Genomic DNA, 24919 nt, shown 5'->3' with positions numbered 1-24919 from the left:
GCTTGACAGAGCCTACGCACGACACTCCAGGTAAGGTGCAGTGCCTTCGAAAGTGGTGCCAGAGCGAAGGCCACGCAGTCGGACAATGGTCGCGCAGAACCCGGGAGCTCTCTTAGCTCCCAATAGGATCCTGGCTCGCCTTTACGGCGCTCGTCAATTCAACCGCCGACCGGAAGAGCCATCGAACACATGAAGAGCGTCTGGGTTTGGGCGCACGTGGATTAGATCGCCGACGCTGATGGTACTCTCGCGGGGAAACTCTACCGTCAGCATACGCGCGTCGCCGGTTTCCAGATAGCCATAAGTCTGGCTGCCCAATCGCTCAGCCACAGCAAGTTTTCCGCCGAACCATGCTTCTTCTGGAGCGCAGACGACAAGATCCTCGGGGCGGATTCCAACGGTTGCGGTCGCGGCTCGCAGTTCATGTGCGGTCTTGTTCCCAAGCTTGATTGTGCGGCTCTTCAGCCGAACTGCGATCTCATCGCCATGGGTGACGACTTCCGCGGAGATAGTGTTCATCGTCGGGCTGCCAATGAAGCGGGCGACAAAGAGGCTGGCTGGACGGCGGTACAGCTCCAGCGGCGGGCCCACCTGCTCGACGCGCCCGGCATTCAGCACCACAATGCGGTCCGCAAGCGTCATCGCCTCGACCTGGTCGTGCGTGACGTAGACTGTCGTCGCCTTCATGCGGTTATGGAGTTTCGCGATCTCCAGCCGCATTTCTACCCGCAGCGCTGCATCAAGGTTCGACAGCGGTTCATCAAAAAGGAAAGCGGAAGGCTCCCTCACGATGGCGCGGCCCATGGCAACGCGCTGGCGCTGACCTCCCGATAGCTGGGCAGGCCGACGGTCGAGAAATGGTTGGATCTGAAGGATCTCGGCCGCCTGCGCCACGCGCTGCCTGATCATCGCTTCGTCAGCCCCGCGCATCTTGAGTCCGAATGCCATGTTCTCGCGCACGCTCATATGCGGGTAGAGGGCATAATCCTGGAACACCATCGCGATGTCTCGCTGGGATGGCGGAAGCGCGTTCACCAGCTTTCCTCCAATATCGAGTCTGCCTCCGGAAATCTCCTCAAGCCCCGCAATCATGCGCAGTAGAGTAGATTTGCCGCAGCCGGAAGGACCTACCAGAACGAGGAACTCACCACTTTCTATGTCGATATCAATGTCATGGATGACCTGTAGCGAGCCATAGGATTTCCGAATCTGCGCCAAGCTGATTGCCGTCACGGTTTGGTCCTCCAAAAGGTCAGCTTTAAGCCTTGACCTCCATTATCGATATCAATATCAATAATCGCAGGAAAGATGGTTGGCAACTCCGCGGACGCACATGAAGTACTTTTCGGCCCATTCACATTCGCGAGACGCAAAACCGGCGAAGTCGGCGGCCGCCTTCAATGCGCTCAAGCGGGACATCATGCTCGGAGTGCTTCCTGCCGGCGCGTCACTGACGGAACTTGATCTTGCCGCTCATTTCTCATGCAGCCAGGGAACCGTGCGCGAGGCGCTGCTGCAATTGCAGGAGGAGGGGCTTGTGCGTCGGCAGGGGCATCGGGGCACGCAGGTTTCTGAATGCACTGAAGCCGAAGCGGTGGAGATGTTCCGCGTGCGCCAACAGATCGAGTGCAGCGGCATTCTGCGTGCGCTGCAGATGCCGAGCCGTACGCTTGTTGCCGATCTAAAGGCTTTGTTCGCTGAGATGCTGCAGGCGGCGACCACTGGCGACGAGCTTGAGCTCGCCTCTCTCGACCGCGATTTCCATCGTCGCATCTTTCAAGATGCTCAACTTCCCGCTCTGGACCCGATCTTGCACCGCTGTCTGGTGCACAATCACCGCTTCAAGATTTCACGCAGCACCAGTCCCCGCGATCTTGTCGCAACAGCGCAGCGTCACGGCCCGATCATTGAAGCGGTAGAAAGTGGGGCCGTGGAAAGGGCGAGTGAAGCACTTCGGCACCACATCGCGACCATCGTGGACCTCGGTCCCGACGTTTTCCCGGATGCGAGCCAATGAACGCGTCTCCCCACATGTCCCGGCTTTCTCCCGAAATGGCGGCGCTCCTTGACCGTGTCGAGCGAGAAACCGGCCCGCAACCGGATCCGACGACGCTGTCTCCTGCGCAGGGGAGGGCGCTGACTGCGCAGAGCAATCGCCGCTGGAACCTCGATCTCCCCGAGATGGCTGCTGTGGGCGAGGCCTGGGTCGACGCGGATGAAATCCTTGGTTCTGCGCGCGTGCGGCTGAAGGTTCTCGTGCCGCCAGATCATCGGCCGGGCGCGGTCTTCTTCGTGCATGGCGGCGGTTTCGCGTTTTGCAGCCCCGAGACCCATGAGCGCTGTGCGCGGGTCCTTGCGCTGGAGTGCAGCCTGCCAGTGCTGCTGCCGGACTATCGGCTGTCGCCCGAATATCCTTATCCCGCGGGCCTGATGGACGTTGTCGCAGCGTTCCGCTCCGCCTTTGCCGTCACCGGCGCGTTCGGCGTCGGTGACGGCCCTCTCATCCTTGCAGGCGACTCGGCGGGTGCCAACCTGGCGCTGGCCGCCATGCTTCACGCGCAAGCCACAGTGAAGACCGCTGCGGCCGGCGCACTGCTTTTCTATGGAACCTATGCTGGCAATTTTCGTACGCAATCCTACTGCGATTTCGAGAATGGACCGGGTCTGACGACCGCAAAGATGCAACGCTATTGGCACTGGTATGTCGGCCACCGAGATATGTCAGCCGACCCCTTGGCCTGTCCGCTCGTCGCTTCGGACGAAACACTGAAGGCCCTGCCGCCACTTCACCTGATGGCCGCAGGTGTCGATCCGCTGCTTTCCGACAGCATCCTGCTGCACGCCCGCCTCAAGAGCCTCGGGCGCAGCGATACTCTGACGGTCGTGCCGGGTGTTACGCACGGCTTTCTACAGAATACCCTCGATCTGGCTGCCGCGCGGGAGGCGCTGGTGGCCGCGGGGGCGGCGGCAAAACGAATGGCTGCCGGTAACTGACGTGCGTTTTCAGAGGAGGAGACAATGAAAAACTGGAAGAAACTGGCAATCGGCGCTGCGTTCGCGACGTCGCTTCTCGCAGGCACTGCATCGGCGGAAACTGTCCGCTTCTGGTATCACTTCGACAATCCCGAAAATCCGATGGATGATCTGGTCGCCAAGTTCGAGGCCGCCAATCCGGGCATCGAGATCGAGGCGGAAAACGTTCCTTGGAACAGCTATTACGATAATCTCTACACCGCGCTTGTCGGGGGCAATGCCCCGGATGCTGCCATGGTGAAGCTGTTTGCGCAGCCGCGTCTCATCGAAATGGGAGCGCTGGAGCCGATCGGCGAGCGCATCGATGCCTGGCCCGGCAAGGCGGACCTGCTCGACAACCTGCTGGAACTCAACAAGGGTCCGGACGGCCAGCAGTATTATCTACCGATCCAGTACGTCGTGCTTTATCTCTATTATCGCGCCGACCTCTTCGAGCAGGCGGGCCTAAAGCCGCCTGCGACCTGCGAGGAGTTCCGCGACGCGGCAATAAAGCTCACCAAGGCGCCTGAGACCTACGGCTTCGGCCTGCGCGGCGGAAAGGGTGGATGGGACCAGTGGGGCGCCTTCGTGCTCTCGCAGGGCGCCAAGCTCGAGTCCGGTGGTCTAACGACGCCGGAGGCGATTGCCGCCAACCAGTGGCTGATCGATCTCTTCCAGAAGGACAAGGTCATTCCGCCATCGGCACCGAACGATGGCTTCCAGGAAATCACCGGTGCCTTCAAGAATGGCACGACGGCGATGACGATCCATCACATCGGCTCTTCCAACGACATGGTCAAGGCGCTCGGCGACAAGGTCTCCGCCGTGCCGGTGCCGGAATGCGGCGGTGGACGCTGGACGTCCTACGGCGATGAGTCCTTGGCTATCTTCACTTCGTCGGAGGTGAAGGATGCGGCGTGGAAGTGGATATCCTTCTTGGCCGAGGGTGACAACAACGTGGCCTTCAACAAGGCCACCGGCCAGATGACCGTGACGAAGAGCGGCGCAGAAAATTGGACGCTGCATGAGCGTCGTTTCGTGGACGCGACAGTTCAGTCACTGCCGTTCGCCCATGTGCTGCCGCAGAACACGGCGACGTCGGAGTTCGTCAATACGACCTGGCAGACGGCGATGCAGCAAGCGCTGACCGGCCAGATCACCTCCGAGCAGATGATGCAGCAGCTCGAGGCGCTATTCGCGCAGCAGTAGCCCCCCGGAGCGAGCAGTCTGCGCACGCTCCACCCTTGCCATCCGCCCGCCCGAACCTCAGGGCGGATGGCTTCCGAATGCCAACTGCCGGGAACGACCGCATGACCGCGACAACCGCTCCATCTCCGACGACGCCTGCCATTCCGACGCCCTGGAGCGTGCGGCTGATGCCATACATGCTGCTGGCGCCGGCCGTGGTCGTCACGCTGTTCATCGTCTTCTTTCCCATGGCCCAGGCGGTCTTCACCAGTCTCTACGATCTTGTCCTTTGGAAGCCGAACGCCAGCCGTTTCGTCGGGTTCGGGAATTATGTGAAGCTCTTCGCCGATCCCGTCTTCTGGACTGCACTCGGCAATACCGCCATCTGGATCGGCCTGACAGTGCCGCTTCAGATGGGGCTCGGCCTGTTGACTGCGCTGCTGCTCAACCGGGAATTTCCCTGGCGGGGACTTGCGCGCGCCCTCATCATCATTCCGTGGGCCCTGCCGAGCGTGGTGATCGCGTTGATGTGGCGCTGGATCTACGATCCCAATACGGGTGTCTTAAACGATATCCTCATCTATCTCTCCGTCGTGCAGTCCGCCGTGCCGTGGCTTGCCGATCCGAATCTGGCGCTTTATGCGATCATAGCGACGCTCACCTGGCAGGGCTTTCCCTTCTTCGCCGTCATGATCCTTGCCGGCCTCCAGGGAATTCCACGGAGCCACTATGAGGCCGCGTCCATCGACGGCGCCTCTCCATGGCGCCAGTTCGTGCATATCACGCTGCCTGGTATCGCCCCGGTGCTGGCGACGGCCGGACTGCTTCGCGTCATCTGGGTCGCCAATTCTATGGACGTCATCTTCGTCATGACCGGCGGCGGCCCGGGCTATGCCACTCATACCCTGCCGCTCTACGCCTTCGTCCGCGCCCGCCAGAACCTCGATTTCGGCTACGGCACGACGATCGCCGTGACTTTCACGATCCTGCTCGGCGCGATCGTCGCCGTCTATCTTGCCCGTACCATGCGGGAGGTTGAGCGATGAACAGACCCTCCACGTTCCGCCGTATCCTCACCACCGACCTGCCGGTACTCTTGATCGTGCTCTTCGCCATGGGGCCCTTCGTCTGGATGGTGCTGACTTCGCTGACGCCGACGGAGGCGCTGAACGCCACCGGCGTTTCCGTCTCGCCCGCCGGCTGGAGCCTCGACAACTATGTGCGCCTGCTCCAGCAGACCTCCTTCCTCGACAACATGCTCGACAGCCTGATCATAGCCTGCGGCACAGTGGTGCTCGGCCTTGCCGTCGCGGTGACGGCGGCCTACGCCTTCTCGCGCTTCCGCTTTGCGGGCCGCAAGCTTCTGATGTTGCAGTTCCTGCTCATCAACATGTTCCCGATCGTGCTCCTGATCCTGCCGCTCTTCGTGCTGATGCGGAAGGCTGGCATTCTCGACACCCATTTCGGCCTGATCCTCGCCAATGCAACGGTCGCCATTCCCTTCGCGGTCTGGATGCTAACGAGCTATGTCGGCGCGATCCCGAAAAGCCTTGACGAGGCGGCGATGATCGACGGCTGCTCGCGGCTGACGGCGTTGCTCCGGGTCGTGCTGCCACTCACGATACCAGGCATTATCTCCACCGGCATCTACATCTTCATCACGGCCTGGAATGAATATCTCTACGCGCTGACGCTCGGCGGCAGGAACGTCCGTCCGGTCACGGTGGCGATCCAGACGCTGATCGGAGAATACCAGATCGAATGGGGCCTGCTTGCGGCGGGCGCCGTCGTGGGCGCGATGCCGGCCACCATCCTTTTCCTTCTCGTGCAGCGCCGCCTGATCGGCGGGCTGACCCAAGGCGCGGTGAAGGGCTGAACCGAGTGAAAGAGGACAGACAATGAACCCCGTCGGGTTGATCTCCATGCAATATGCGCGGCCGTTTACGTCGGAGCATTTCCCGCTGTTTTCCGAGATGAAAAGGCTCGGCTACGATTTCGTCGAGCTTCTTGTGCCTGAACCGGGCGAGCTCGACCTGAAGGAGGCGCGCCATGCGCTCGAGGCTGCCGAGCTCCAGGTCGTTCTCGCCGCCCGCGTCAACCTGCAGCGCAATCTTTCGTCGGATGATCCGGGCGCGCATCGCGCCGGCGTCGACTACCTCAAATATGCGGCCGATTGCGCCGCAGCTCTCGGCGCCACGATCGTCGGCGGGCCGCTCACGGGCAACCCGCTCGTCTTTGCCGGTCGGCCGCCGCAGCCGGTGAGCGAGGAGGAGCGCTTTTCCCGCAAGGCTCGCTGCGTCGCGGGTTTGAAGGAAGCGGGCGATCATGCTGCCAGACTGAACGTCGCACTGGCGGTCGAGCCGCTCAACCGCTTCGAAAGCGACGTGCTCTGCACCACACAGCAGGCGATTGAACTGCTCGACGCTGTCGATCATCCAGCCATCCAGCTCATGCTCGACACGTTCCACATGCACATGGAGGAAGCCTCCATTGCCGAAGCGATCCGACTCGGCGGAAAGCGCGTCGTGCATTTTCAGGCCAACGAGAACCACCGCGGCTTTCCCGGTACAGGGGCGACGGATTGGGTCGAGGTATTCCGCGCGCTCCATGATATCGGTTACGGCGGCCCTATCTCGCTCGAACCCTTCCGTCGCAACGACGACCGCTTCGGCGTTCCCTTTGCGCAGTGGCGTGCTCCGCACGAGGACGAGAGCGAACGTCTCGCCGCGAGTGCCGCATTCATCAAGTCCCACATCCTGCTTACGGAATATCGTCGATGACACTCAAGATCGGTTGGATTGGCTGCGGCGTCCACGCCACTCAGATGCTGCTTCCGCAGCTCGTTCGCCATGATGTGCAGATCGGCGCGCTCTGCGATATCGACCGCAATCGTCTGACCTCCGCCGGGCGGCAGTTCGGCGTCTCAAACCTGACGAGTGATGCGGAGGAGCTCATACGCCGCTCCGACATCGACGCCGTCGGCATGGCGGTCGGGCCGGACCAGCATCTCCTGTTCGGCAAGATGGCGCTGGAGCGGGGCCTTCCCGTCTTCATGGAAAAGCCACCGTCCGGTAGCGCCGCCGGGGCACGCGAACTGCTCGCGGCCTCGGAAAAGTCGGGCAAGCCGCTGCTTCTCGGCTTCATGAAGCGCTATTCAGCAGGCAACAAGATCGCGGCCAACATCCTGCGGTCTGGTCATTTCGGGGAAATCTACGGCCTTACCGGTTACTACATGACCGCGCCCGGCTATTTCGCAGGCAATGTCGACTATACCGGCTTCTTCCTGCATCACTGTGTGCATTACATGGACCTCGTCTCCTTCCTCGTCTCGCCGGTCACCAAGCTGACGGCGCGCAAGGTCGAGAAGGGCAGGGGCAAGGTGCTCTTCCATGTGAACTTCGATTTCGAATGCGGCGCCATCGGCACGATCGCCATGGGCACCGCGCAATCGCGCGGCGCGCCCGTCGAACGCATCGAAATTATGGGCGATCACCAGCGCATCGAGGTCGACAACGTCATCGACGTACGCTGGAACCGCAACCCGCCCTTTAAGGTCGACGATCCCGCTGCCACGCTTGACGATGCCGTCGACACGTTAATCTGGAAACCCAACTTCACTGCGGCCGCCAACGAGGACCCAAAGGGTTACCATTCGCTGCTCGCCGACGTTATCCCGGCGTTAGCGGGACATAAAACTTCGGCCCCGACCATCGCAGACGGCGTGATTGCCATGGAACGTCTCGAAGCATTGCGCCGCGAGTTGGCGTTGTAGTGTTGGGTCAAGGCATGACAAGGTTGCGTCACAGCGGACACTGCGCGGGTTTGTCGAAGGGCGTCGCCGCGCGAGCGCATCGAGATCAACCTCAACGCCGTAACCTACGGCAGGGTGCCCGTCTCAGCCTCTCAGTGTTGCTAAGACTATGACGATCGCGAGAGCAGTGTCCAGCACGAAGCAGAACTCCGCCATCGACCGTACGACGACTTTGTTTTTGACGTGGTGATAGACGTCCCAGCCGGCATGCGCGACCAGTCCCGCCGCTACCAGCAGCGCTCCCACAAAGGGGCTGATAAAGAGGGCCACGGTGGCTAAACCGCCGAAGGCACTCATTGCGATGGCTTGCAGCGGCAGTTCGCGGTTAGGACGTCTCAGAGCGCGGATCACGCCATAGACCGCAAAGAGGGCGGCGAGGATAAGCATCGCCCATGTCGCATCGAAAGGTATGAGGCCGAACCTTGCGACGGTGATCACTACAACCGATAGCAGGAATACCGGCCAGGAAACCCACGGAATCTCCAAGGCAGCCGCTGCCAGGTACACGAGGCCCGAGGCGACGACGATCGCAGCCAAGTCCGTGCCGTGCTCCGAACCATTGAGCAGATCGACCGAAACGAAAGCCGCGAATGCCAGGCCGATAGCCGTGGGCCACCATTGTATCGACTGCCAGCCCGACGTGGGGGATTCGGGCGCTGACTTTGATGGTTGCGATGCTTCAGTCATGATTACTCCTCCCTGCGGTGGTGGTCCTTGGCCGACCACCAGTGTGAACACTAGCAGGCACACAGAGTTGGCAGGAATGACAAAAAGATGGTAATTCCTGCCAGTGCCTTGTCATATCGTCATTGTCGTCTATCAAGACTTCGAATTGCTGGATGCGACCGGCCCGGCTTCCGTTTTCGCATCCGCCAACCACGCACTCGCAGAGGATGGAGAGCCTGGACGCTATGCCGTGCATTTGGCCTCGCCGACCGGCGGTGCGGTGCCGAGTAGCAGCGGGGTCATCGTCGAAACCAAAGCATTGGCGAAGGTGCCACGAGAGGTTGACACAATCCTGGTGGCCGGGGCCGACGCCGGCGCGGTCACGGCAGCAACCCGGACGCCGGAACTAGGGCGGTGGTTGTCGCGGATCGCCTCGTCCGTCAGACGACTCGGGTCGGTTTGCGCCGGCTCCTTTGTGCTCGCAGCGGCGGGACTGGTGGACGGTAAACGTGTTGCCACACACTGGAGCGCCTGCGAAGCGCTCGCGCGACTCTACCCCTCCCTTGCGGTCGACGCCGATGCACTCTATGTCGTCGACGGCAACGTCTGGACATCGGCGGGAGTGACCACCGGTATTGACATGGCCCTCGCCATGGTCAGCGAGGATCTCGGCAGCGCGCTTGCCAGTCGGGTCGCCAAGCGCCTAGTCCTCTACGCACGCCGTCCCGGCTATCAGTCTCAGTTCAGCCCGCTGCTGCTTGCCCAGGCGAAAGCCGATGCTCCTCTCGCAGATCTCCTGGTGTGGGCACAAGCCAATCTCGATACCGCGCTGGATGTGCCGAGCCTTGCGGCCAGGGTTGGCCTCTCGGAGCGGACGTTTTACAGACGGTTTGTCGCCGCGATCGGCGAGACGCCGGCACAGTATATCGAGACCGTCCGGCTGGACGCGGCGCGTATCTTGCTCTCCCAAGAACTTCCGTTGAAGGAAATCGCAAGGCGGGTGGGGCTTGCGCCGACCGCACGCTTCACGCAGGTCTTCCAAAGACGCTTCGGGGTGACGCCGCGACTCTTCCGTGAAACCCATACGAACAGGTGAGCCATGTTAGACGCAAAGCTCAGCTGAACTCATACTAAAACAAATGTCCGTCAATTGGCCTAATGAGGCGAGTGAAGTGAAACGAACGGAAATGGTTATCTCTTCAAGCGCAGGACCATGATTAACTCGTCATTCTCCGCATCGTGACCCAGTAAGCCGTTCGGAATGCGGCCAACCTCTAGGAATCCGTGACGCTGATAGAAGCGTATCGCTGCCGAATTCTCGGCATTTACGGCAAGCTCCAGCTGCAGTGCTCCCCGGTCTCGTGCATGCTCCGTAACCTCATGCAAAAGGGTTGCCGCAACCCCGGTCCCTCGTTCGCCTTTCCGCACATACACGCTGACAAGCCTTGCACGATGCGCCATTTTCCTTGCACGCTCAAATCTTAGCCCCATCATGCCGACGGGCTCACCATTCAAGAATGCGGCGAAAACTGGCTGGTCGAGATGTCGGCGCCATTCGCGGTCGGAGAGATGGACCCAATCGCCATATACACTCGCAAACGAAAGCGGTTCATGTGAAAGCGCCTCCAGGCGTATGCGGCGAAACACGTCTACGTCCCGGACTGACAGGCGTCTGATTACCGCCTCTTCTTCAATCGACACATCGCCTCCAACAAAAGTTCCAGGTCAGGTCGGACGAAATCCCAGCATCGAAGCCGCTCAGCATCCTCGATCACGAGCCCGACCACTGCCACTCCTCGGACCCCAAGGTGATAGCTCCGCTGACGATGTGCCCTGAAAGGTCCGCCCAAATCGGATCGCTGATGAAACTTGCGAGGTCACCGCTCGATTGCACCAAAGGCATCGCCGCGTATGTTTCAAGAGGCGTCTCGGCTCCTCTGAAGAGCTTGATCTCCCGGAAGGGATTGCCGTTGAGAGGCTTCAAGACACGATGGCCCCAAAGCCCAGGTTGGTCGTCTTCACGCATTTCGGTCAGGAAATCGAAATCACCCGATTGCTCAAGCCCGATGACGGTGAGATAGCGCATAAGCGGGTAGTAGATCGTCTGGCGACATCCCCCAAGCGCTCTCACGCCGGGCAAAATGGAACTCACCAGGAACACAGTATAGAGGCTCGGCGCGATCGCTCGCTGCCGAAGCGCCGCAGCGATGCTGTCCGGCCGGAACTTCACTTCGAAGTCCGACGGACACTTGGCCCTGAGGGCGTTGTCCTGGAGGCGGAGCGGAACAATCCTCCCTTTTTCCATGCGCCAGAAGAGATCGGTCGTCCTGCGGACCCAACCCTGCCACGGTCCAATGTTCAGGCGATCCATGGCATCCAGGATGCTCTCGGCGACCTTTCCGTCTCCGATGAAATCAGCCGACATCCAGGATCCAGCGTCTTCAAGGTGGTCGGCGACCAGGTCCGCGATGTCGAAATCATCGAGCTGAAGCAGCTTGATGGGGGAGGGGAGTTTGCCGCGCCAGAGGGTTTGATTGGCCGCCCTGATTGCGTCGGCCGCAGAAGCAAATTCCTCGGACGGCAGTTCGCCGAGGAGACCGGCGGCAGTGGCATTGGGCGCCGGATCGCCTTTGGCATTCGAGAGCGCGAAGCGATAGGGACCATTCAACCCGCAGATGCTGAATGAATCCATCCGGCTCCGGGGTAAGCCGAAGACGTTGAGGGGCTCGTCTTGAAGCCAGAGCCAGCCGGGACCCTTCTTTGCCTTTTCCGAGAAACTGACCGTCGAGGCATGATAGGTGATGTACCATTCGCGGCCATGGGCCTGCAGGCCTAGCAGGCTGAACAGATGCGTGTAGAACGCATCCGGGTCGATCAGCAGCAGGCAATGCGGACCGGTTTGCAGTACCGGTGACCCCATCAACTGATGGCTGGCGCTTCGAGCCTCCTCAGGGCCGTAACCGGACCTCCGCGCCGCTCGCTCGACGCAACGGCATAGCAGCTCCATTGCATGGCGACGCGCGCAACACTCGGAATGGAATTTCTCGACGTGATGGGCAACCGACGCGTAGTGTCGAAGGGGACATTCCCAACAGGAGGTAAGATGCGGCATCAGGGCAGACAACGTGCGGCGCACGTCGGCTGCGCTCCAATGCTCGCCGGCCTTTCCGATTATCCTCATTTCATGACGCCGAGCTTCGGGGCGAGCATCATGGTATTCGCGCTACGCCACGTCAGATCAGGAGCCAAGGCCTCTGCCTCGGTATCGACGATCGCCGCTGGCAAACGTTCGTAGCAATAGTTCGGTGGAATTGCCGGCTTCACCATCAGCGAAACCAGTTCCAACATGGAAGCGCGGGAGTTGGATGACACGATGGTGTAGAAGTTCCCGCTGTTCCAGGTTAACACCGAATATCGGAAAAACGCCCTCAGAGCGGCTACCGTGGTCGCCAGATCGACTTGAAGATCCGTCATCGTGTTCAGGACCTCATCCTTTTTCCTGGATATGTGATCTGTCGAGAAGAACCGGGACTTAAAAAGCTCGTCCTTCTGCCGCTCGCGTTCCTCATAGATGTCGCGGTCTTCATGAGCGAGCTTTTGCACCTGCACGAGGAGGCCGCCAGGCCGGATGCGAGGAACAACGAACTCCAGCTGCTTTAGCCGATCGCGGTCGTACATCTGAAACGTCGTGTCTTCCAACAGCACGTCAAAGCCGCCCCGAAATGGGAGAAGATCCTTGTCGGTCGCGTATCGATCGTCGTCCAACTCAAAGAATGGGCCGTGGAAGAAGTGCGCGTGCTCGCTTCCCCGGTTCGCAAAGAACGACGCTCGATTGGCTGCGGTTGGACTGCAGCAGAGCGCCTCGATGCGACCGTCGCCAAGCGTGGCGAGCGTGCGCGCGAGGCAACCGGTGCCCGTGCCCAACGTGTATATTGTCGTTGGGGAGGCGTTGCGCGCCCAGGTCCTTAAGGCGAAGGAAAGTAGTGCAGCACCCAGACGGCACTCCTCTTCAAGCCTATATGGAATACTGGCAAAGTAATGGCTGTCAAAAGGACCCCAAAGACGCCGATGCGTATCCGCGAAAATTGCGCTCTCGAGATCAAAGTCGAGCAGGCTCATGTCAAGTTTCGGTTCGGCAAGATCCGGTGCTCCACCCTTTCCGCTGGCAGTTCTTTCGAAGAACTCTGCGAACGCGGTAAGTCTGGGAGCATTCCGCCAGTGTTCAATTGTTATTCGATCCACCATCGCTACCTCCCGATATAGCCATCGGGTGGCGTGCTTCATCTCAGCCATCGTCGAGACGTTTTATTTGCCGCCCGCATCTGCCATGCGTGAGCTTCCGATCTCATCTGTGGACCGAGCGGAGCGGGTAGCCAATCTACCTAATTCGGGAGGTTGACCGTTCCGGGAATGTCGAAAGAGAGGGAAGGGCCGCAAATGCGATCGGGCGCGCAGTCAGATTTTGATCAACTCGAGGAAGCTTGCCTTGGCAACGGCGTGATAACTTGTAAAAGCACTGAGTTTTTGTCTTGCCGATCTCAGGTACAACTTCACCGCGTTTTCTGATATGCCTAGATCCGCTGCTATTTGTTTGGAAATCCGACCTGTTGCAAGAAGCTGAAGGCACTGGCTTTCGCGCCTGGAGAGGCTCCGGTAGCGGCCAATCTCTCGAAGACCGCTTGCAGACAGCATCGTCTCATGAAGAAGTGGGAAAGGATCTGCAGCTCGTGAATGCTCGAAGCGCGTAGCCGCGACCAGTCGCGCTTGGGCAGGTTCGAGGTCACGGAAAAGAGAGACCGTTCGCCTTTCGAGCCTCGGATGGGGATCGTCAAGCCATAGGGGCCAATATCGTAGGAACGCGCTTCCTTAAACAATCGGTAGACCTGTGCTGACCGCCGATCGAGAGAGGACCAGTCCACCGGGAGGAACCCCCAACGGGCGACGTCAATTACCGGATCTATGTCGAAATAGCCCTTGTCGACGTATATCTCAGTCCACGTATCTGGATATGTCGTGCAGTAGTCGGGGTACAAACCCGACCTGCCTCCGTTGCAAACCACAAGCAATGTCATGTGCGACAGGCCGTGTCGCACGCAAATTTTGCGCAATGCGGGGTGAAGGTCCTCGCGATGCTTCGCTGCGTGGAGCGTCCTCAGGGACAGTGAGAGTCTGCGGTTGTCGACCATCGGTGGAAATTTCAGTTTGCTGCCATCGCTCTGTGTTTCGACCTTGACTGTTCAGATCGGAGAACCGGATCTTAATGGCAGCGCTCGGGCAGCGAAATTGTAGGAAGATGCAAGTGCTGAAATCGTCGCCAGTGCGCAATCTCATTGGGTTCACTTCAGCGCGCTGGTAGGCGCTCCTCAGATCTCGACAAATTCTGGCTGCACGTTCCTCCCCGGAAGACGAGCCGTAAGGTCGACGTAAGGCACCGGCGTGCGAATGTATGTGGTGAACGACCATGTTCCCGCCTCAGTTCAATGTCGAACCCACATTGCGCAGCATGCTTTATGGCCGCATTGAAGGTGTGCAGAGCCTCGGTCAGTCGGCGCTCAGCCTCCTGCTCTTCGGCGGTCTTCGGGAACAGATAAATCTCGACCATGGGCTCGGTTCCTCGTTAGTTTTCCCCGGTGCGCACTTGATACGGCTTCCGCTGAGAGTACAATATGGTCAGCGACGTTCGAAGCGGTTCCCTTAGATGGAACAGGCGAGAGCCGATGACCTTGGAAAATGTCGCTTATGGAGCTGCAGCGGTCCTCACTTCCACCACTGCAGCTCTATTCGTGTCAGGCCAGCGGGGGCTGCCGCCGTCGCCGCCTCCATCGTCATTTGGCCACCAGCCTTGCCAGTCGTCGCCTAGCGCTTCCTTCGCCTGGCTCCCGTCGAGACGGGCGATGAGCATCTGCACCAGCTCGTGCTCAGTAATGCCGCTCTCGTCGGGCAGGTATTCGGCGATGTCTTTCTGACAATCCCAGATCAGAGGAACTGGCGGGCGATCTCTGTAAGGGCGACCCGGAACTGATTGAGATCATCCCACAGTTCGCGGCTTCCGATCCGCTTCTGGAGCAACTGGCTATCGGGATCTCCGAGATCGCTCGTGACCCCATTCCATCGTCCGCTCTCTACGTAGACCAGTTGGGCAGAGCATTCGCTACGCGTCTGCCGCAGCGACATTCCAACAAGACGGGCAAAAGCGAACCTCCGTTGACAGCAACTCCGCTTGGTCAGCGCCAGTTCAAATGAGTTGCCGAATTCGTTGATGCCAATCTTGCTAGGCCATTGTCGTTGGCGGACAGGAACGCTTCCGAAGCCAGGGCCCCGATCGATTTCACGCTCGCCCATCACCAGGGCGGGTTCGTCCGTATCTATACGGATGTCTCACGGATCTTGCAGGATGGCTAACCGCGTGCGGGCAAAGCAGACCCACGTATCACCGCAACTCGCGCTGGTCAGTCAGGCACTCGGTTGATCTTGGTTAAAAACTGCGTGGACCCGCTTGTCACACTCGACGGTGCGATCTGCCTCAGCCACTCGCCGTCCTATCGCGGCCATCGGCGCGCGGGTGCTGAAACGGCCAACGGCGCAACTGTCACACTGCGAACGCCAAATGCCTTTATAGCGCTTGATACATAACGAAGGCGTCAACGTAGCCATGCGTCGGGTGCCTGAACGCGCCGGGCAACGTGCCCACGACTTCAAAACCCATTTTCTGCCATAGCGAAATGGCCCGCAGGTTGGTGCTCACTACGAAGTTGAACTGCATCGCCCGATACCCGAGGGCGCGGGCGGTTGCCATTGAGTGTTCGCACAAACTACGTGCGACGCCTTTACCGGTCGCATTAGGTGCTGTGACGTATCCACAGTTGCAAACATGCTGACCACCACCCGCCTGATTGGAACGCATGTAATAGGTGCCGAGGATGGCGCCCGCTTGTTCGGCAACGAAGACTTCCTTGTCTGCTCCCATCCAGTACGCGAGAGCCTCTGCCCGGCTCAGGTTGGGATCAAGCGCATAGGTCTCTCCCGCTCGGATTATGGGCTCAATAATTGACCAGACGACCGGAGCGTCTGCGGATGCGGCGGGGCGAATATACATGGCGGCATCATTAGCCTTTGCGGCAGGCGCTGAGAAGCGGGTCATGGTGTTTTATCCTTTGCTGACTGGCGATGGCGGCTCGCCTCGGCGCCTCGAGATTGCATCACCCTCCACGCGAAATCGAAAGAGCCAACCTGACCTTTCGTCCAGAATCTGTGCTGATGGGCCGAGGAGTCCGGCCGGTACAGCGGCTGAGGCGCGGCCCACGATTGCTCATATCGGAAACAGATTCCGCCAAAAAGGGCGAAGCGCATGACCACTTTCCGCCCGAAATACATCACTTCGACTGGCACGGCACACTGATCAACCTCAGATCGCAGAGGCACACGCGATCTTTACGGCAGTCGAATGAGGGAATCGAGGTCTGCCACGAGGTTACTGCTGGAACAGGCTTGCCAGCGGCAAATGCGCTTTGACAAGGGGCGATTTCAGCACGACGAAGCTGAAGTACTTGTCGATGCCGATCTCCGAATCCAGGAGCCGCTCCATCAGCGTCTGATACTCTTCGATTCCAGCGGTGACGCATTTTACGAGGTAGTCGTAGTCTCCCGAAACCAGATGGCACTCGATGACCTGATCGACCTTCTTAATCGCAGCAAGAAATTTCGCGAAGTCGACTTGGCGGTGGTTCTTCAGCGTGATTTCGGTGAACACCGTCACCGTCTGGCCCAGTTTTCCGATATTGATCTGCGCAGAATAGCCCTCGATATAGCCCTCCGCCTGCAGTTTTTTCACTCGCAGCAAACAGGGACTTGGCGAGAGATTGACCATTTCCGCAAGCTCGACATTCGTCATTCGCCCGTTCCTCTGCAATGCGTTGAGTATCTTGACGTCGATCCGATCAAGTTTCATTGGCTTGCTCCCGCTCGCGCGGATCTCGTTGATGTTGGTGAGAGTTGGGCCGGTGACCACGAGATCTCCGATGGCTCGAAAGCCGTATACCTATCGCGGCGCGCGGCTTCAGCCCAAGGCTCGTCGGAGCCTCGGCAGCTGCTGCAAGCGCCAGCGCCAGCGCGGGCGCCGCCACGACACGTACTGCTGCCGGCGGCTCCAGTCCCTTCGGCGTTTCTTCCCATACTCGAGCACCCGAAGGGCTGCCGGCGGACGCCGCCGATTACGACACATCTGCCTCTTGGTGGGGGCGGCAGATCCCGCGGGACGAAAAACGCGGTGTCGGCACTGCCGACAGCAGCGTCAAAGATCCGGCGCAATGACTTCCTTGCTTTCTGATTGTCCAAGACCATAGTCGGCCACGTCTCCCTAGACGTTAGAGGAGTGGATCGCGTCGCAGACTGCCTCGGTAACCTCCCGGGTGGTGGCAGTACCGCCAACGTCAGGGGTAAGGATGCCCGCGCCTGTCACCCGCGCGACAGCGCGCATGAGGCGGGACGAAGCCTCCCGCTCGCCGAGGTGGTCGAGCATCTGGGCAGCAGTCCAGAGGGCGGCAACCGGGTTAGCGATGCCTTTGCCGGTAATGTCGAAGGCGGAGCCGTGGATCGGCTCGAACATCGAGGGAAATCGGCGCTCCGGATCGATGTTCGCCGTCGGTGCAACCCCCAGGCTACCGGCAAGCGCGCCAGCGAGATCGGAGAGAATGTCGGCGTGCAGGTTGGTTGCCACGATGGTATCGAGGCTCTGCGGCTTGAGCGTCATCCGCACCGTCATGGCATCGACCAGCATCTTGTCCCAGGTGACGTCAGGGAATTTCTCGGCCACCTCGGCGGCGATCTCGTCCCACAGGACCATGCCATGGCGTTGGGCATTCGATTTCGTGACGACCGTGAGAAACTTCCGAGGCCGCGATTGCGCCAACTTGAAGGCGTAGCGCATGATGCGGCTGACGCCGACGCGGGTGAAGATGGCGACCTCAGTTCCGACCTCCTCCGGCAGGCCGCGATGGGCGCGGCCGCCATGACCGGAGTATTCGCCCTCGGAGTTCTCACGCACGATCACCCAGTCGAGGTCGCCGGGGCCGCAATTGCGCAGCGGAGGGGTTATCCCAGGCAGGATCTTGGTTGGCCGGACATTGGCGTACTGGTCGAAGCCCTGGCAAATCGGCAATCTGAGCCCCCAAAGGGTGATATGGTCCGGAACATCCGGTGCTCCGACCGCGCCGAAATAGATAGCGTCGAATTTCTTGAGCTGCTCCAGCCCATGCGAGGGCATCATCACACCATGTTTCTTGTAGTAGTCAGATCCCCAGTCGAAATTTTCCACGGTGAATTTTACGTCGCCGAGTCGCTTCTCGAGGTTCGCAAGAACCGTCTGGCCGGCGGCGATCACCTCAGGTCCGATACCGTCGGCGGGTATGCTTGCGATAAAGTATTCACGCATCGAACTTCTCCGTGGCGTAATTCGCTCAAATTGGCAGCGGCCGTTACTGCGCCTTCGGCGCCATGCGGCTGGCGGCGACGCCGCGACTCCGCCGAAAAGCAGGCTCTGGCGGAGAGGAAGGACCCGAGATGGTGCTTGCTCCGCGTCGAACCGGCGGCGCCGGCATCCACAGCGTCGGCTCGCCGGTTATGGGCGCGGAGCGCTGGTCAGCGATGATCGAGCAATTTGATCTGGAGATCTTCCCAGTGCTCCTGGAACGCCTCCCGCGCCGTGTCGTAGTGGCGGCTTTTCAAGCTGTTGATGAGCCGCTCGTGTTCTTCCGCCATTTCTTCGGCAGTGGCGTAGAAATCCTGCCGCTGTGCGAGGAGAAGCTCGATCTCGCCCTCGAGGTCTGAATAGGTTCGCTTCAGCCGAGCGCTGCCGCTTGCGGCGATAATCGCGCGGTGGAAGTCACGGTCCGCGCCAACCAACAGGGATCTGTCGGTGGATAGAGTCGACCTGTGCATAACCTCGACCGCCTCCAGCGCCTGAGATGGGATGACGCCGGTCAGCACGATCAGACGAATGGCCTCGCCTTCGATGGCGCCGCGCACGCGTGTGATATCAACGATATCGTCGGGCCCGAATTCAGGCACCACAAAGCCTCTGTTCGGTATCTGCCGCAGCAGGCCCTGCGTGACGAGCACTTGGGCTGCTGTACGGAATGTGTGCCGCGAGGTCGAATGCTCCTCGCACATCCTCACGTCGCGAAGGAACTCGCCCGGATGGAAATCTCCCGACAAGATGCGCCGTCGCAAGGCGTGTGTCAGGGTTTCCACCGCGCTAGCCGGCATGGGCTCGACTTTCATCTCAAGATCATCGGCTTGATTCGTGGCGTGCAGCGTCGGCATGGCTGTGGCTTTTCTCGTTTATTTGCTTTCATACCTACGCCACATGCGGCGGCATAGGGCAAGGGAGATGATATTGTGCCGCCCGGGTCCTAGATCTGGACGGACCGAAGCGCCTCGTCGACACCCTCGAGCAGACGCGCCGCATTGGCCGATGTGAAGACGAGCGGGGGCCTAATCTTGAGGATATGCGCGTCCGCTCCCGTCGCGGAAATGAGGATGCGCCGGTCGCGCAATGCATTGACGGCAGCAAGCGCCCGGTCCATGTCCGGCGTTTTCCGATCTCGATCCCTGACGAGTTCGACGGCGAAATAGAGGCCGGCCCCGCGAACATCGCCGACGAGTTCATATTTCTTCTGCAGGTCCCGCAGGCCGTCGAGGATTTCGCCGCCGACCTTGGCGGCGTTGTCCAACAGGCCCTCTTCGAGGATCGTGTCTAGCACGGCCCTTGCAGCGGCGATAGCGACGGAGTTGCCGCCAAACGTGTTGAAGTAGCGCATGCTGGAACCGAATTCGGCGATGAGTTCAGGCCGCAGGACTACGCCGGCAACGGGATAGCCGTTGCCCATGGGCTTGCCCATTGTCACGATGTCCGGATCGACCTTGTGACGGGAGTGACCCCAAAAATGGGTGCTGGTCCGCCCGAATCCGGACTGCACCTCGTCGGCGATGAACAGGCCGCCTGCCTTGCGCACCACTTCCGCCACCGGCGCCAATACTTCCGTCGGATCGACATAGAGGCCATCGGAGGAGAAGACGGAGTCGGCGATAAAGGCCGCCAGGCCGCCGCCGTGCCGCTCGATGTCCGCGATCTGCCGTGCGACGTCCTCCGCCATCCGCCGGCCGATTTCCTCGGCGGGTAGGCGGTAGGAATCGGGCGCGGCGACCGTGCGGACATAGGGATCCAGAGCCGACTTCTTGCCGAGCGAGGGCGAGATTGCCGCTATCGCGCCGCTGTTGCCGTGATAGGCTTCGGCCGTGACGATGACGCCGGTCTTGCGTGTGTGGTAACGCGCGATACGCAAGGCGAGATCGTTGGCTTCCGAGCCGGTGCATGTGAACATCGCGCATCCGGTTCGGCCGAGTTCGCCACCGAACGTATTGATCAGGGCTTCGGCATAGTCCAGCAGGGGCTCCTGCATGTAACGCGTGTGGGTACAGAGTACCTCGAGCTGCTTCTGGATCGCCTCGATGACGCGTGGATGAGAGTGACCCAGCGATACCACGTTGTTATAGGCGTCGAGATATTCGTCGCCGTGCCTGTCATAGAGGAAGACGCCCTTGGCACGGGAGATCTCAACCGGCGACTTGTAGAAGAGCCGATAAGCGGGCCCGAGCAGCCTTTGCCGCCTGGCGATATGCGCCAAATCTTCACTTGTGAGATGAGACGTGTCCTGGGGGTTGAAGCCATTTGGCATGTCGCCACGGAAGCCCTTGGGCAGGGTAGTCGATTGCTGGGACATCACGGTTCCTATCGTGTCAGAAGATCGGAAATCTGCGCGGCCGAAATCGAGTGGAACCACTCGAGGTGGGTCCAGCCGGCTTCGGTATGGCGCAGAATATAGCGGCTATTCTCCGGGAAGATTTCGGCACGCCAGCACGTCAGAAGCGCACGGACCGCAAGACGGCCCATCGACAGGAAGGGGATGAGCCGAAGTTCCTCGTCCGTCAGTTCGGCTTGGCGGAGATAACCGCGCAGAACGTCGCGCGGTTCGTCGAACAGGTCACGCCGGTTCCCATGGTCGAACGTTTTTGGCATCTGATTCATCAACGCCGTGGAGACATCGACGGCGATGGCGGTACGGACCGCATCGCCGAAGTCGATGACGCCGGTCAGGAACTGCGGGCTGGCGTGATCGACGACGAGGTTCGACGTATTGAAGTCGTTGTGGAGCACCTGCCGCCGGCACTGGTCGAGGCTCGGCTTGACTTCGGCAAACCGCTCGAGCGCGCGGACGGTCCAGGCCCGCTTGCCGCCCCCGGGGATGAAACTCAACAAATCGGTGAGATCGAGCAGATGGGTGACGTCCCATGCCAGCGTCCGGCCGTCTGCGGGATGCGAGAAATCGGCCATGGAATGACGCAGCTTTGCCAGGATTTCACCGATCCGCTCGCGCTGTGGGGCTGTGGCAGATGTCCGGTCGAGCGGCGTACCGGGGAGGAAGGTGATGAGCCGCACCACCCGCCGCTCGCCGGCCGTGGTGGTGACGCTGGGCAAATCCACACCGTCGGCGTCGCGAAGTGCACGGGGGACGGGTAGATCTGGCGCCCGCTGCTCGAGATGACGCAGCAGGGCGACCTGAAAATCGAGCTCCTCCATCCGCTCGGAAGGATGAGCGATCTTCAGCACAAACTTCCCCCGGGCCGCGCAGTTGAGGAGGAACGTGTCGTCTTTCTCGGTTTGAAAGCGCGTGGCCGAGCCTCGCGCGCCATATAGCCGTTCGGCGATTTCTTCGGCTTCCGCAGCGCCCACGGGGTGGCACACCTCGGAAAGCTCAGGGACGCGGGCTGGCCCGCACTGATGCTTGTGACCCATCTTTAACTCATTCAGATCCTGCCTCGGGAATGGGCAGCTCGAGGCTTTAGTATCTCACTTTCCAATTTTTGTACAACAATTTCTTTTTTGATTGAAATTTCTTGCCGTTTGAATGGTCTTTCTCTGCCCAAGGAAGATTAACGAATTCGCGAGATTTTCTGGTGAATGCGTACACCAAAACGAGCGAATACCAGGGAATTGCGTCGCATCACCGCGCAGTTTGTGTTGTGCGAATAACGACGCACTCAAGCTGCCGGAAAGCAGCAGGACGATCAGTCTCGAAAAATTGTTGGACAATTTAATTGCCATGGCCACAAAGTTATGCCAATGTCTTCCCCACTGGCCGGAGTGCAGCAAGCAAGTTGGAGTGCTCCGCTGGGTGAATTGGCCCGATACCAAAAGAGGCGAAGGCAATGAAACTGATCAGATACGCTGCCGCATTGCGGTCTATCGGCACCGCGACTCTTTAGACGAGGCGGCATGCCCAGCAACCTGACCTTGTATAGGCACACTGTGCCGTGAAAATTGGAAGGAATACACGCCATGACTCGATTTCGACCGAAGTACGTCACCTTCGACTGCTACGGCACACTCACCAATTTCGATATGGCCGGCGCTGCGCGACGCGTCTACGCCGAGCGCCTCTCCCCAGAAACGATGGCCCGCTTTGTCGAGGCTTTTAGAGGCTATCGCCTTGACGAGGTGCTAGGGCCATGGAAACCCTTCCTCGAAGTGGTGCACAATTCCATCGAACGCAGTTGCAAACGCATCGGTATCCCGTTCAAACCGGAAGACGCGCAACGCATCTATGACGAAGTGCCAACCTGGGGTCCGCACCCGGACGTCCCGGCTGGCCTGTCCAGGGTGGCCGAGGAAATTCCGCTGGTCATCCTGTCGAACTCCATGAACAGCCTGATCATGTCGAACGTGGAAAAGCTGGGCGCGCCCATCCATATGGTCATCACGGCGGAAGAAGTCGGGGCATACAAACCTCTGATGAAGGGCTTCGAATACATGCTCGACAAGCTCGGCTGCGGGCCCGAAGACATTACTCATGTGTCCTCATCCTTCCGTTACGACCTGATGACCGCCTATGACCTGGGCATCAAGAGCAAGGTCTGGGTCAACCGCGGCCATGAGCCAGCCAATCCCTATTACGAATATACCGAGATCGAGGATATCGGCGGGTTAGCCGCCGCCGTTGGCCTGGAGCCCGCACTCAAGCGCGCCTGAAAAAATAACGCTCAGGCACTGTTGCTACGATGAGACCGGGGCGGTTCATTCGCCCCTTCTCTTTATCGTTCGAAGGGGAGCAAAGCACGGCCTTTCCGGGGACCCCTTCCGCACGAGTGACCTGCTGGCGTTAGAGGATGGTGTGATCCGAACGTGACGCAACGGCACATCGCTCTCGGGACGCGTTCGTTGCACGGCCGCTATCGAGTCCGCTTCGAATAACAGGGCTGTTCCTCAACGACCGGGGCGTACAGCGGTCGTCCGCGAAGGGTGCGGGAATGACTGGACCGGGTGGCAAGCGGTCGCTCGCAGCGATTAGCATGAAGGGGCGCGATGCGAGACGAGCCGCCGTTCAGCGTGACCTGCTTCATTTCGGATCTGCGAGGATCCTTGGGGCGACGGCAAAGATCAGAGATTTGCCAAGGTGGAATTCTGGGAACCTATGACTGCAGAAGGAAGCGAGCGGGCGCTAAACCAAAGTTTTTCCAGGCCCGGACGCACCTCTTGGAACGCGATGTCGATGCCCGTTTGCTCGAGAAACTGGCACGCAAATTGCCACTGTCATACTCCAGTTAAGGCACCCGGTCAGGTGCAACTATACCGCCTTCATTCTCAAGAATGTCGATGCGTTTAGCTTCTGATCCAGTAAATTTCAGGCGCACACCAATGCCGGCGCCATTGTCAGGAATGAAGACGGCGCCGGCTCTTTCCAGAGCCGATTGCAAGGCAAACATTTCATCATCACCCGGTTTGTCGAGCTTGCGCTCAAAACGCAGCACGGTTTCCACGCCCACGCCGGCAGATATTGCGAGACGCTCGGGCGAGAGGTCGGTAAGTGCACGTGCCGCACGACATTGGGAGCCAGTGATCATGGTTATTCTCCTTTTCTACAAACAAGACCGCCCCAGCATCGGGGCGATCAATCGTAGCCATTCGGCCAGCAAGGTGGCGAATTTGCCACGCTCGAGCTGATCGGGGAAAGGATCCCGACGCCAGCGATAATCGTTCTCTACTTTATGCTTGACGTCTCGGAGGAACGGAGGACTTCGCTTTCCGCCCGATGTTGAGTAACCGCAAACACCGTCAGCTTGTGCCCCCTATCATCCCGTCCGCTCCAATCCATGGTCTGACCGGCGGACAAGCCGAGAAGGCCAGTTCCGATGGGGGTCAGGATGGATATCCTGCCTTCGGAAATATCTGCGTCTATCGGGAATACGAGTATCACTGTTCGCCCATCAACGGTGTCAGCTTCATACTCAACCGTCGATCCCATTCGAACGACATTCGGAGGCCCCGAGGTGCCCGCAACCACGAGTGCGCGTTCGAGCTCAATCAAGAGACCATCGGAAACCTCGGGAAGGCGATCAGCCGCAGCAAGAGCAAGTTTATTCAATCGCTGGTGATCCGTCTCGCCAATCACGATCGAAGGCTTTTGTGAGTTCTGGAGGTGCTTCTTCATTTTCCGTTCCTCAGTGTTCATCTTAGTGCCACCGAGTGCGCGACATTGGTCCGCCATGGGATACCGTTGACCTGCCTTGCCTCGATCATAAAAATCGCCATCACCTCCTCGGGGGATTGGGCCAGCCGGAGCCCCTCCCTGATCAGCGGCGCGCGCACCATACGGAATAGTCGCGACAGCGCAGGCAAGAAGGTACGAGCCTCAGAGCGGGGCCAAAGCACGGTAAGGACGAGATCGACGGGATCGCTGTCGGGGGTGTTGAAATCTATCGGAGGAGCCAGTCGCGTAAATGACGCTACAGGCGACGAGATTGAGCGCAGCAATGCGTGCGGGACGGCGATGCCACGGCCGATGGCGGTTGAGCCGAGCCGCTCCCGCCTCCAAATGCTCCGAAGAATCGCTTGGTCATCAAGCCCGGTTCCTCGCGCAAGTTTGACAGCGATCCTGGACAGCGCCGAGTGCTTTCCCTTTGTCGCAAGGTCAAGAGTAATATTTTCTTCTGACAGGTTGCCGAACGTCATCATGGTTGCCTCTAAGCCGATACGCGCGAGCGCAAACGAACTGCGTTTGGCACGCCGTCTGCTGCGCTTACTGATTTAATCGAGGATGTGGCTGACCCGGACGCGAAGCCGGTAGAGTTCACGTCCGGGCTAGAGGCCTGCTTTGAGGCGTTGTGGCTCTCTCTGTGGTGCGAAAG

General features: G+C 59.9%; 25 protein-coding genes and 1 pseudogene. 9 read left to right on the top strand and 17 right to left on the bottom strand.

From position 1 onward, the window contains the following. Window positions 1-153 precede the first annotated feature (153 nt). Window positions 154-1233, bottom strand: coding sequence for an ABC transporter ATP-binding protein (locus tag ACFHWW_RS17790; protein ID WP_379939668.1), 1080 nt, complete (start codon window positions 1231-1233; stop codon window positions 154-156). Window positions 1234-1333: 100 nt separating this feature from the next. On the opposite strand from ACFHWW_RS17790, the gene ACFHWW_RS17785 reads away from it, so the two are divergent. The 7 genes from ACFHWW_RS17785 (at window position 1334) to ACFHWW_RS17755 (ending at window position 7972) form a co-directional block, all read left to right on the top strand. Then, window positions 1334-2017, top strand: a complete 684-nt coding sequence (locus ACFHWW_RS17785; RefSeq protein WP_379939665.1) for a GntR family transcriptional regulator — start codon at window positions 1334-1336, stop codon at window positions 2015-2017. After that, on the top strand, window positions 2014-2994 hold the full coding sequence (locus ACFHWW_RS17780; RefSeq protein ID WP_379939662.1) for an alpha/beta hydrolase: 981 nt from the start codon (window positions 2014-2016) through the stop codon (window positions 2992-2994). Before ACFHWW_RS17785 ends, ACFHWW_RS17780 begins: the two co-directional genes overlap by 4 nt. Before the next feature lie 24 nt (window positions 2995-3018). Continuing rightward, window positions 3019-4221 carry an ABC transporter substrate-binding protein gene (locus ACFHWW_RS17775; RefSeq protein WP_379939660.1) on the top strand — a complete coding sequence of 401 codons (1203 nt, stop codon included), beginning with the start codon at window positions 3019-3021 and terminating at the stop codon, window positions 4219-4221. A 101-nt stretch (window positions 4222-4322) separates the two neighbouring features. Beyond that, window positions 4323-5246 carry a carbohydrate ABC transporter permease gene (locus ACFHWW_RS17770; protein WP_018098108.1) on the top strand — a complete coding sequence of 308 codons (924 nt, stop codon included), beginning with the start codon at window positions 4323-4325 and terminating at the stop codon, window positions 5244-5246. Then, entirely contained in the window at window positions 5243-6076 is an 834-nt protein-coding gene (locus tag ACFHWW_RS17765; protein ID WP_018098107.1) for a carbohydrate ABC transporter permease, read from the top strand. Before ACFHWW_RS17770 ends, ACFHWW_RS17765 begins: the two co-directional genes overlap by 4 nt. 22 nt (window positions 6077-6098) lie before the next feature. Next, complete coding sequence (locus ACFHWW_RS17760; RefSeq protein WP_379939657.1) at window positions 6099-6980, top strand: sugar phosphate isomerase/epimerase family protein; 882 nt, start codon at window positions 6099-6101, stop codon at window positions 6978-6980. Continuing rightward, window positions 6977-7972 carry a Gfo/Idh/MocA family protein gene (locus ACFHWW_RS17755; protein ID WP_379939655.1) on the top strand — a complete coding sequence of 332 codons (996 nt, stop codon included), beginning with the start codon at window positions 6977-6979 and terminating at the stop codon, window positions 7970-7972. Before ACFHWW_RS17760 ends, ACFHWW_RS17755 begins: the two co-directional genes overlap by 4 nt. Before the next feature lie 123 nt (window positions 7973-8095). Here ACFHWW_RS17755 and ACFHWW_RS17750 read toward each other — a convergent pair whose 3' ends face one another. Then, window positions 8096-8698 (bottom strand): hypothetical protein, encoded by a 603-nt coding sequence (locus tag ACFHWW_RS17750; RefSeq protein ID WP_029961246.1) that lies wholly within the window; start codon window positions 8696-8698, stop codon window positions 8096-8098. Window positions 8699-8801: 103 nt separating this feature from the next. On the opposite strand from ACFHWW_RS17750, the gene ACFHWW_RS17745 reads away from it, so the two are divergent. Continuing rightward, window positions 8802-9773 (top strand): GlxA family transcriptional regulator, encoded by a 972-nt coding sequence (locus tag ACFHWW_RS17745; RefSeq protein ID WP_379939653.1) that lies wholly within the window; start codon window positions 8802-8804, stop codon window positions 9771-9773. Between the two features lie 95 nt (window positions 9774-9868). Here ACFHWW_RS17745 and ACFHWW_RS17740 read toward each other — a convergent pair whose 3' ends face one another. The 12 genes and pseudogenes from ACFHWW_RS17740 to ACFHWW_RS17685 form a co-directional block, all read right to left on the bottom strand. Further along, window positions 9869-10378 (bottom strand): GNAT family N-acetyltransferase, encoded by a 510-nt coding sequence (locus ACFHWW_RS17740; protein ID WP_379939651.1) that lies wholly within the window; start codon window positions 10376-10378, stop codon window positions 9869-9871. A gap of 70 nt (window positions 10379-10448) precedes the next feature. Continuing rightward, a complete protein-coding gene (locus ACFHWW_RS17735; RefSeq protein WP_379939649.1) occupies window positions 10449-11597 on the bottom strand; it encodes a hypothetical protein in 1149 nt (382 codons plus the stop codon). Between the two features lie 257 nt (window positions 11598-11854). After that, a complete protein-coding gene (locus ACFHWW_RS17730) occupies window positions 11855-12922 on the bottom strand; it encodes a class I SAM-dependent methyltransferase (RefSeq protein WP_379939857.1) in 1068 nt (355 codons plus the stop codon). Between the two features lie 210 nt (window positions 12923-13132). Continuing rightward, a pseudogene (locus tag ACFHWW_RS17725) lies at window positions 13133-13863 on the bottom strand (LuxR family transcriptional regulator). A gap of 551 nt (window positions 13864-14414) precedes the next feature. Further along, on the bottom strand, window positions 14415-14657 hold the full coding sequence (locus tag ACFHWW_RS17720; protein ID WP_379939855.1) for a hypothetical protein: 243 nt from the start codon (window positions 14655-14657) through the stop codon (window positions 14415-14417). After that, the gene (locus tag ACFHWW_RS17715; protein ID WP_379939647.1) at window positions 14654-15019 is read right to left on the bottom strand and encodes a hypothetical protein; all 366 of its coding nucleotides are present in this window, start codon (window positions 15017-15019) and stop codon (window positions 14654-14656) included. The genes ACFHWW_RS17720 and ACFHWW_RS17715 overlap by 4 nt, the downstream gene beginning before the upstream one ends. A gap of 271 nt (window positions 15020-15290) precedes the next feature. Further along, window positions 15291-15773 (bottom strand): GNAT family N-acetyltransferase, encoded by a 483-nt coding sequence (locus ACFHWW_RS17710; protein WP_379939853.1) that lies wholly within the window; start codon window positions 15771-15773, stop codon window positions 15291-15293. 375 nt (window positions 15774-16148) lie between these two features. Continuing rightward, window positions 16149-16625 (bottom strand): Lrp/AsnC family transcriptional regulator, encoded by a 477-nt coding sequence (locus ACFHWW_RS17705; RefSeq protein WP_379939644.1) that lies wholly within the window; start codon window positions 16623-16625, stop codon window positions 16149-16151. Window positions 16626-17033: 408 nt separating this feature from the next. Further along, a complete protein-coding gene (locus tag ACFHWW_RS17700; RefSeq protein WP_379939642.1) occupies window positions 17034-18107 on the bottom strand; it encodes a tartrate dehydrogenase in 1074 nt (357 codons plus the stop codon). A 206-nt stretch (window positions 18108-18313) separates the two neighbouring features. Beyond that, the gene (locus tag ACFHWW_RS17695) at window positions 18314-18997 is read right to left on the bottom strand and encodes a GntR family transcriptional regulator (protein WP_379939640.1); all 684 of its coding nucleotides are present in this window, start codon (window positions 18995-18997) and stop codon (window positions 18314-18316) included. An 89-nt stretch (window positions 18998-19086) separates the two neighbouring features. Further along, window positions 19087-20457: an aspartate aminotransferase family protein gene (locus ACFHWW_RS17690; RefSeq protein WP_379939638.1), complete on the bottom strand. Its 1371-nt coding sequence runs from the start codon at window positions 20455-20457 to the stop codon at window positions 19087-19089. An 8-nt stretch (window positions 20458-20465) separates the two neighbouring features. Then, on the bottom strand, window positions 20466-21467 hold the full coding sequence (locus tag ACFHWW_RS17685) for a phosphotransferase (protein ID WP_379939635.1): 1002 nt from the start codon (window positions 21465-21467) through the stop codon (window positions 20466-20468). Between the two features lie 606 nt (window positions 21468-22073). Here ACFHWW_RS17685 and ACFHWW_RS17680 point away from each other — a divergent pair. Further along, on the top strand, window positions 22074-22763 hold the full coding sequence (locus ACFHWW_RS17680; protein WP_127712384.1) for a haloacid dehalogenase type II: 690 nt from the start codon (window positions 22074-22076) through the stop codon (window positions 22761-22763). A gap of 572 nt (window positions 22764-23335) precedes the next feature. Here ACFHWW_RS17680 and ACFHWW_RS17675 read toward each other — a convergent pair. The 3 genes from ACFHWW_RS17675 to ACFHWW_RS17665 form a co-directional block, all read right to left on the bottom strand. Then, window positions 23336-23635, bottom strand: coding sequence for an XRE family transcriptional regulator (locus ACFHWW_RS17675; RefSeq protein WP_324765209.1), 300 nt, complete (start codon window positions 23633-23635; stop codon window positions 23336-23338). Window positions 23636-23772: 137 nt separating this feature from the next. After that, complete coding sequence (rnk, locus tag ACFHWW_RS17670) at window positions 23773-24222, bottom strand: nucleoside diphosphate kinase regulator (RefSeq protein ID WP_379939632.1); 450 nt, start codon at window positions 24220-24222, stop codon at window positions 23773-23775. A 17-nt stretch (window positions 24223-24239) separates the two neighbouring features. Continuing rightward, entirely contained in the window at window positions 24240-24746 is a 507-nt protein-coding gene (locus tag ACFHWW_RS17665) for a PTS sugar transporter subunit IIA (RefSeq protein ID WP_379939630.1), read from the bottom strand. Between the last annotated feature and the right edge of the window lie 173 nt (window positions 24747-24919).

Source organism: Sinorhizobium sp. P24N7, from assembly GCF_042436655.1.
Lineage (GTDB): Bacteria > Pseudomonadota > Alphaproteobacteria > Rhizobiales > Rhizobiaceae > Sinorhizobium > Sinorhizobium meliloti_A.
The sequence above is the reverse complement of the archived record's forward strand: the minus strand, read 5'-3'. Positions and strand labels throughout refer to the sequence as shown.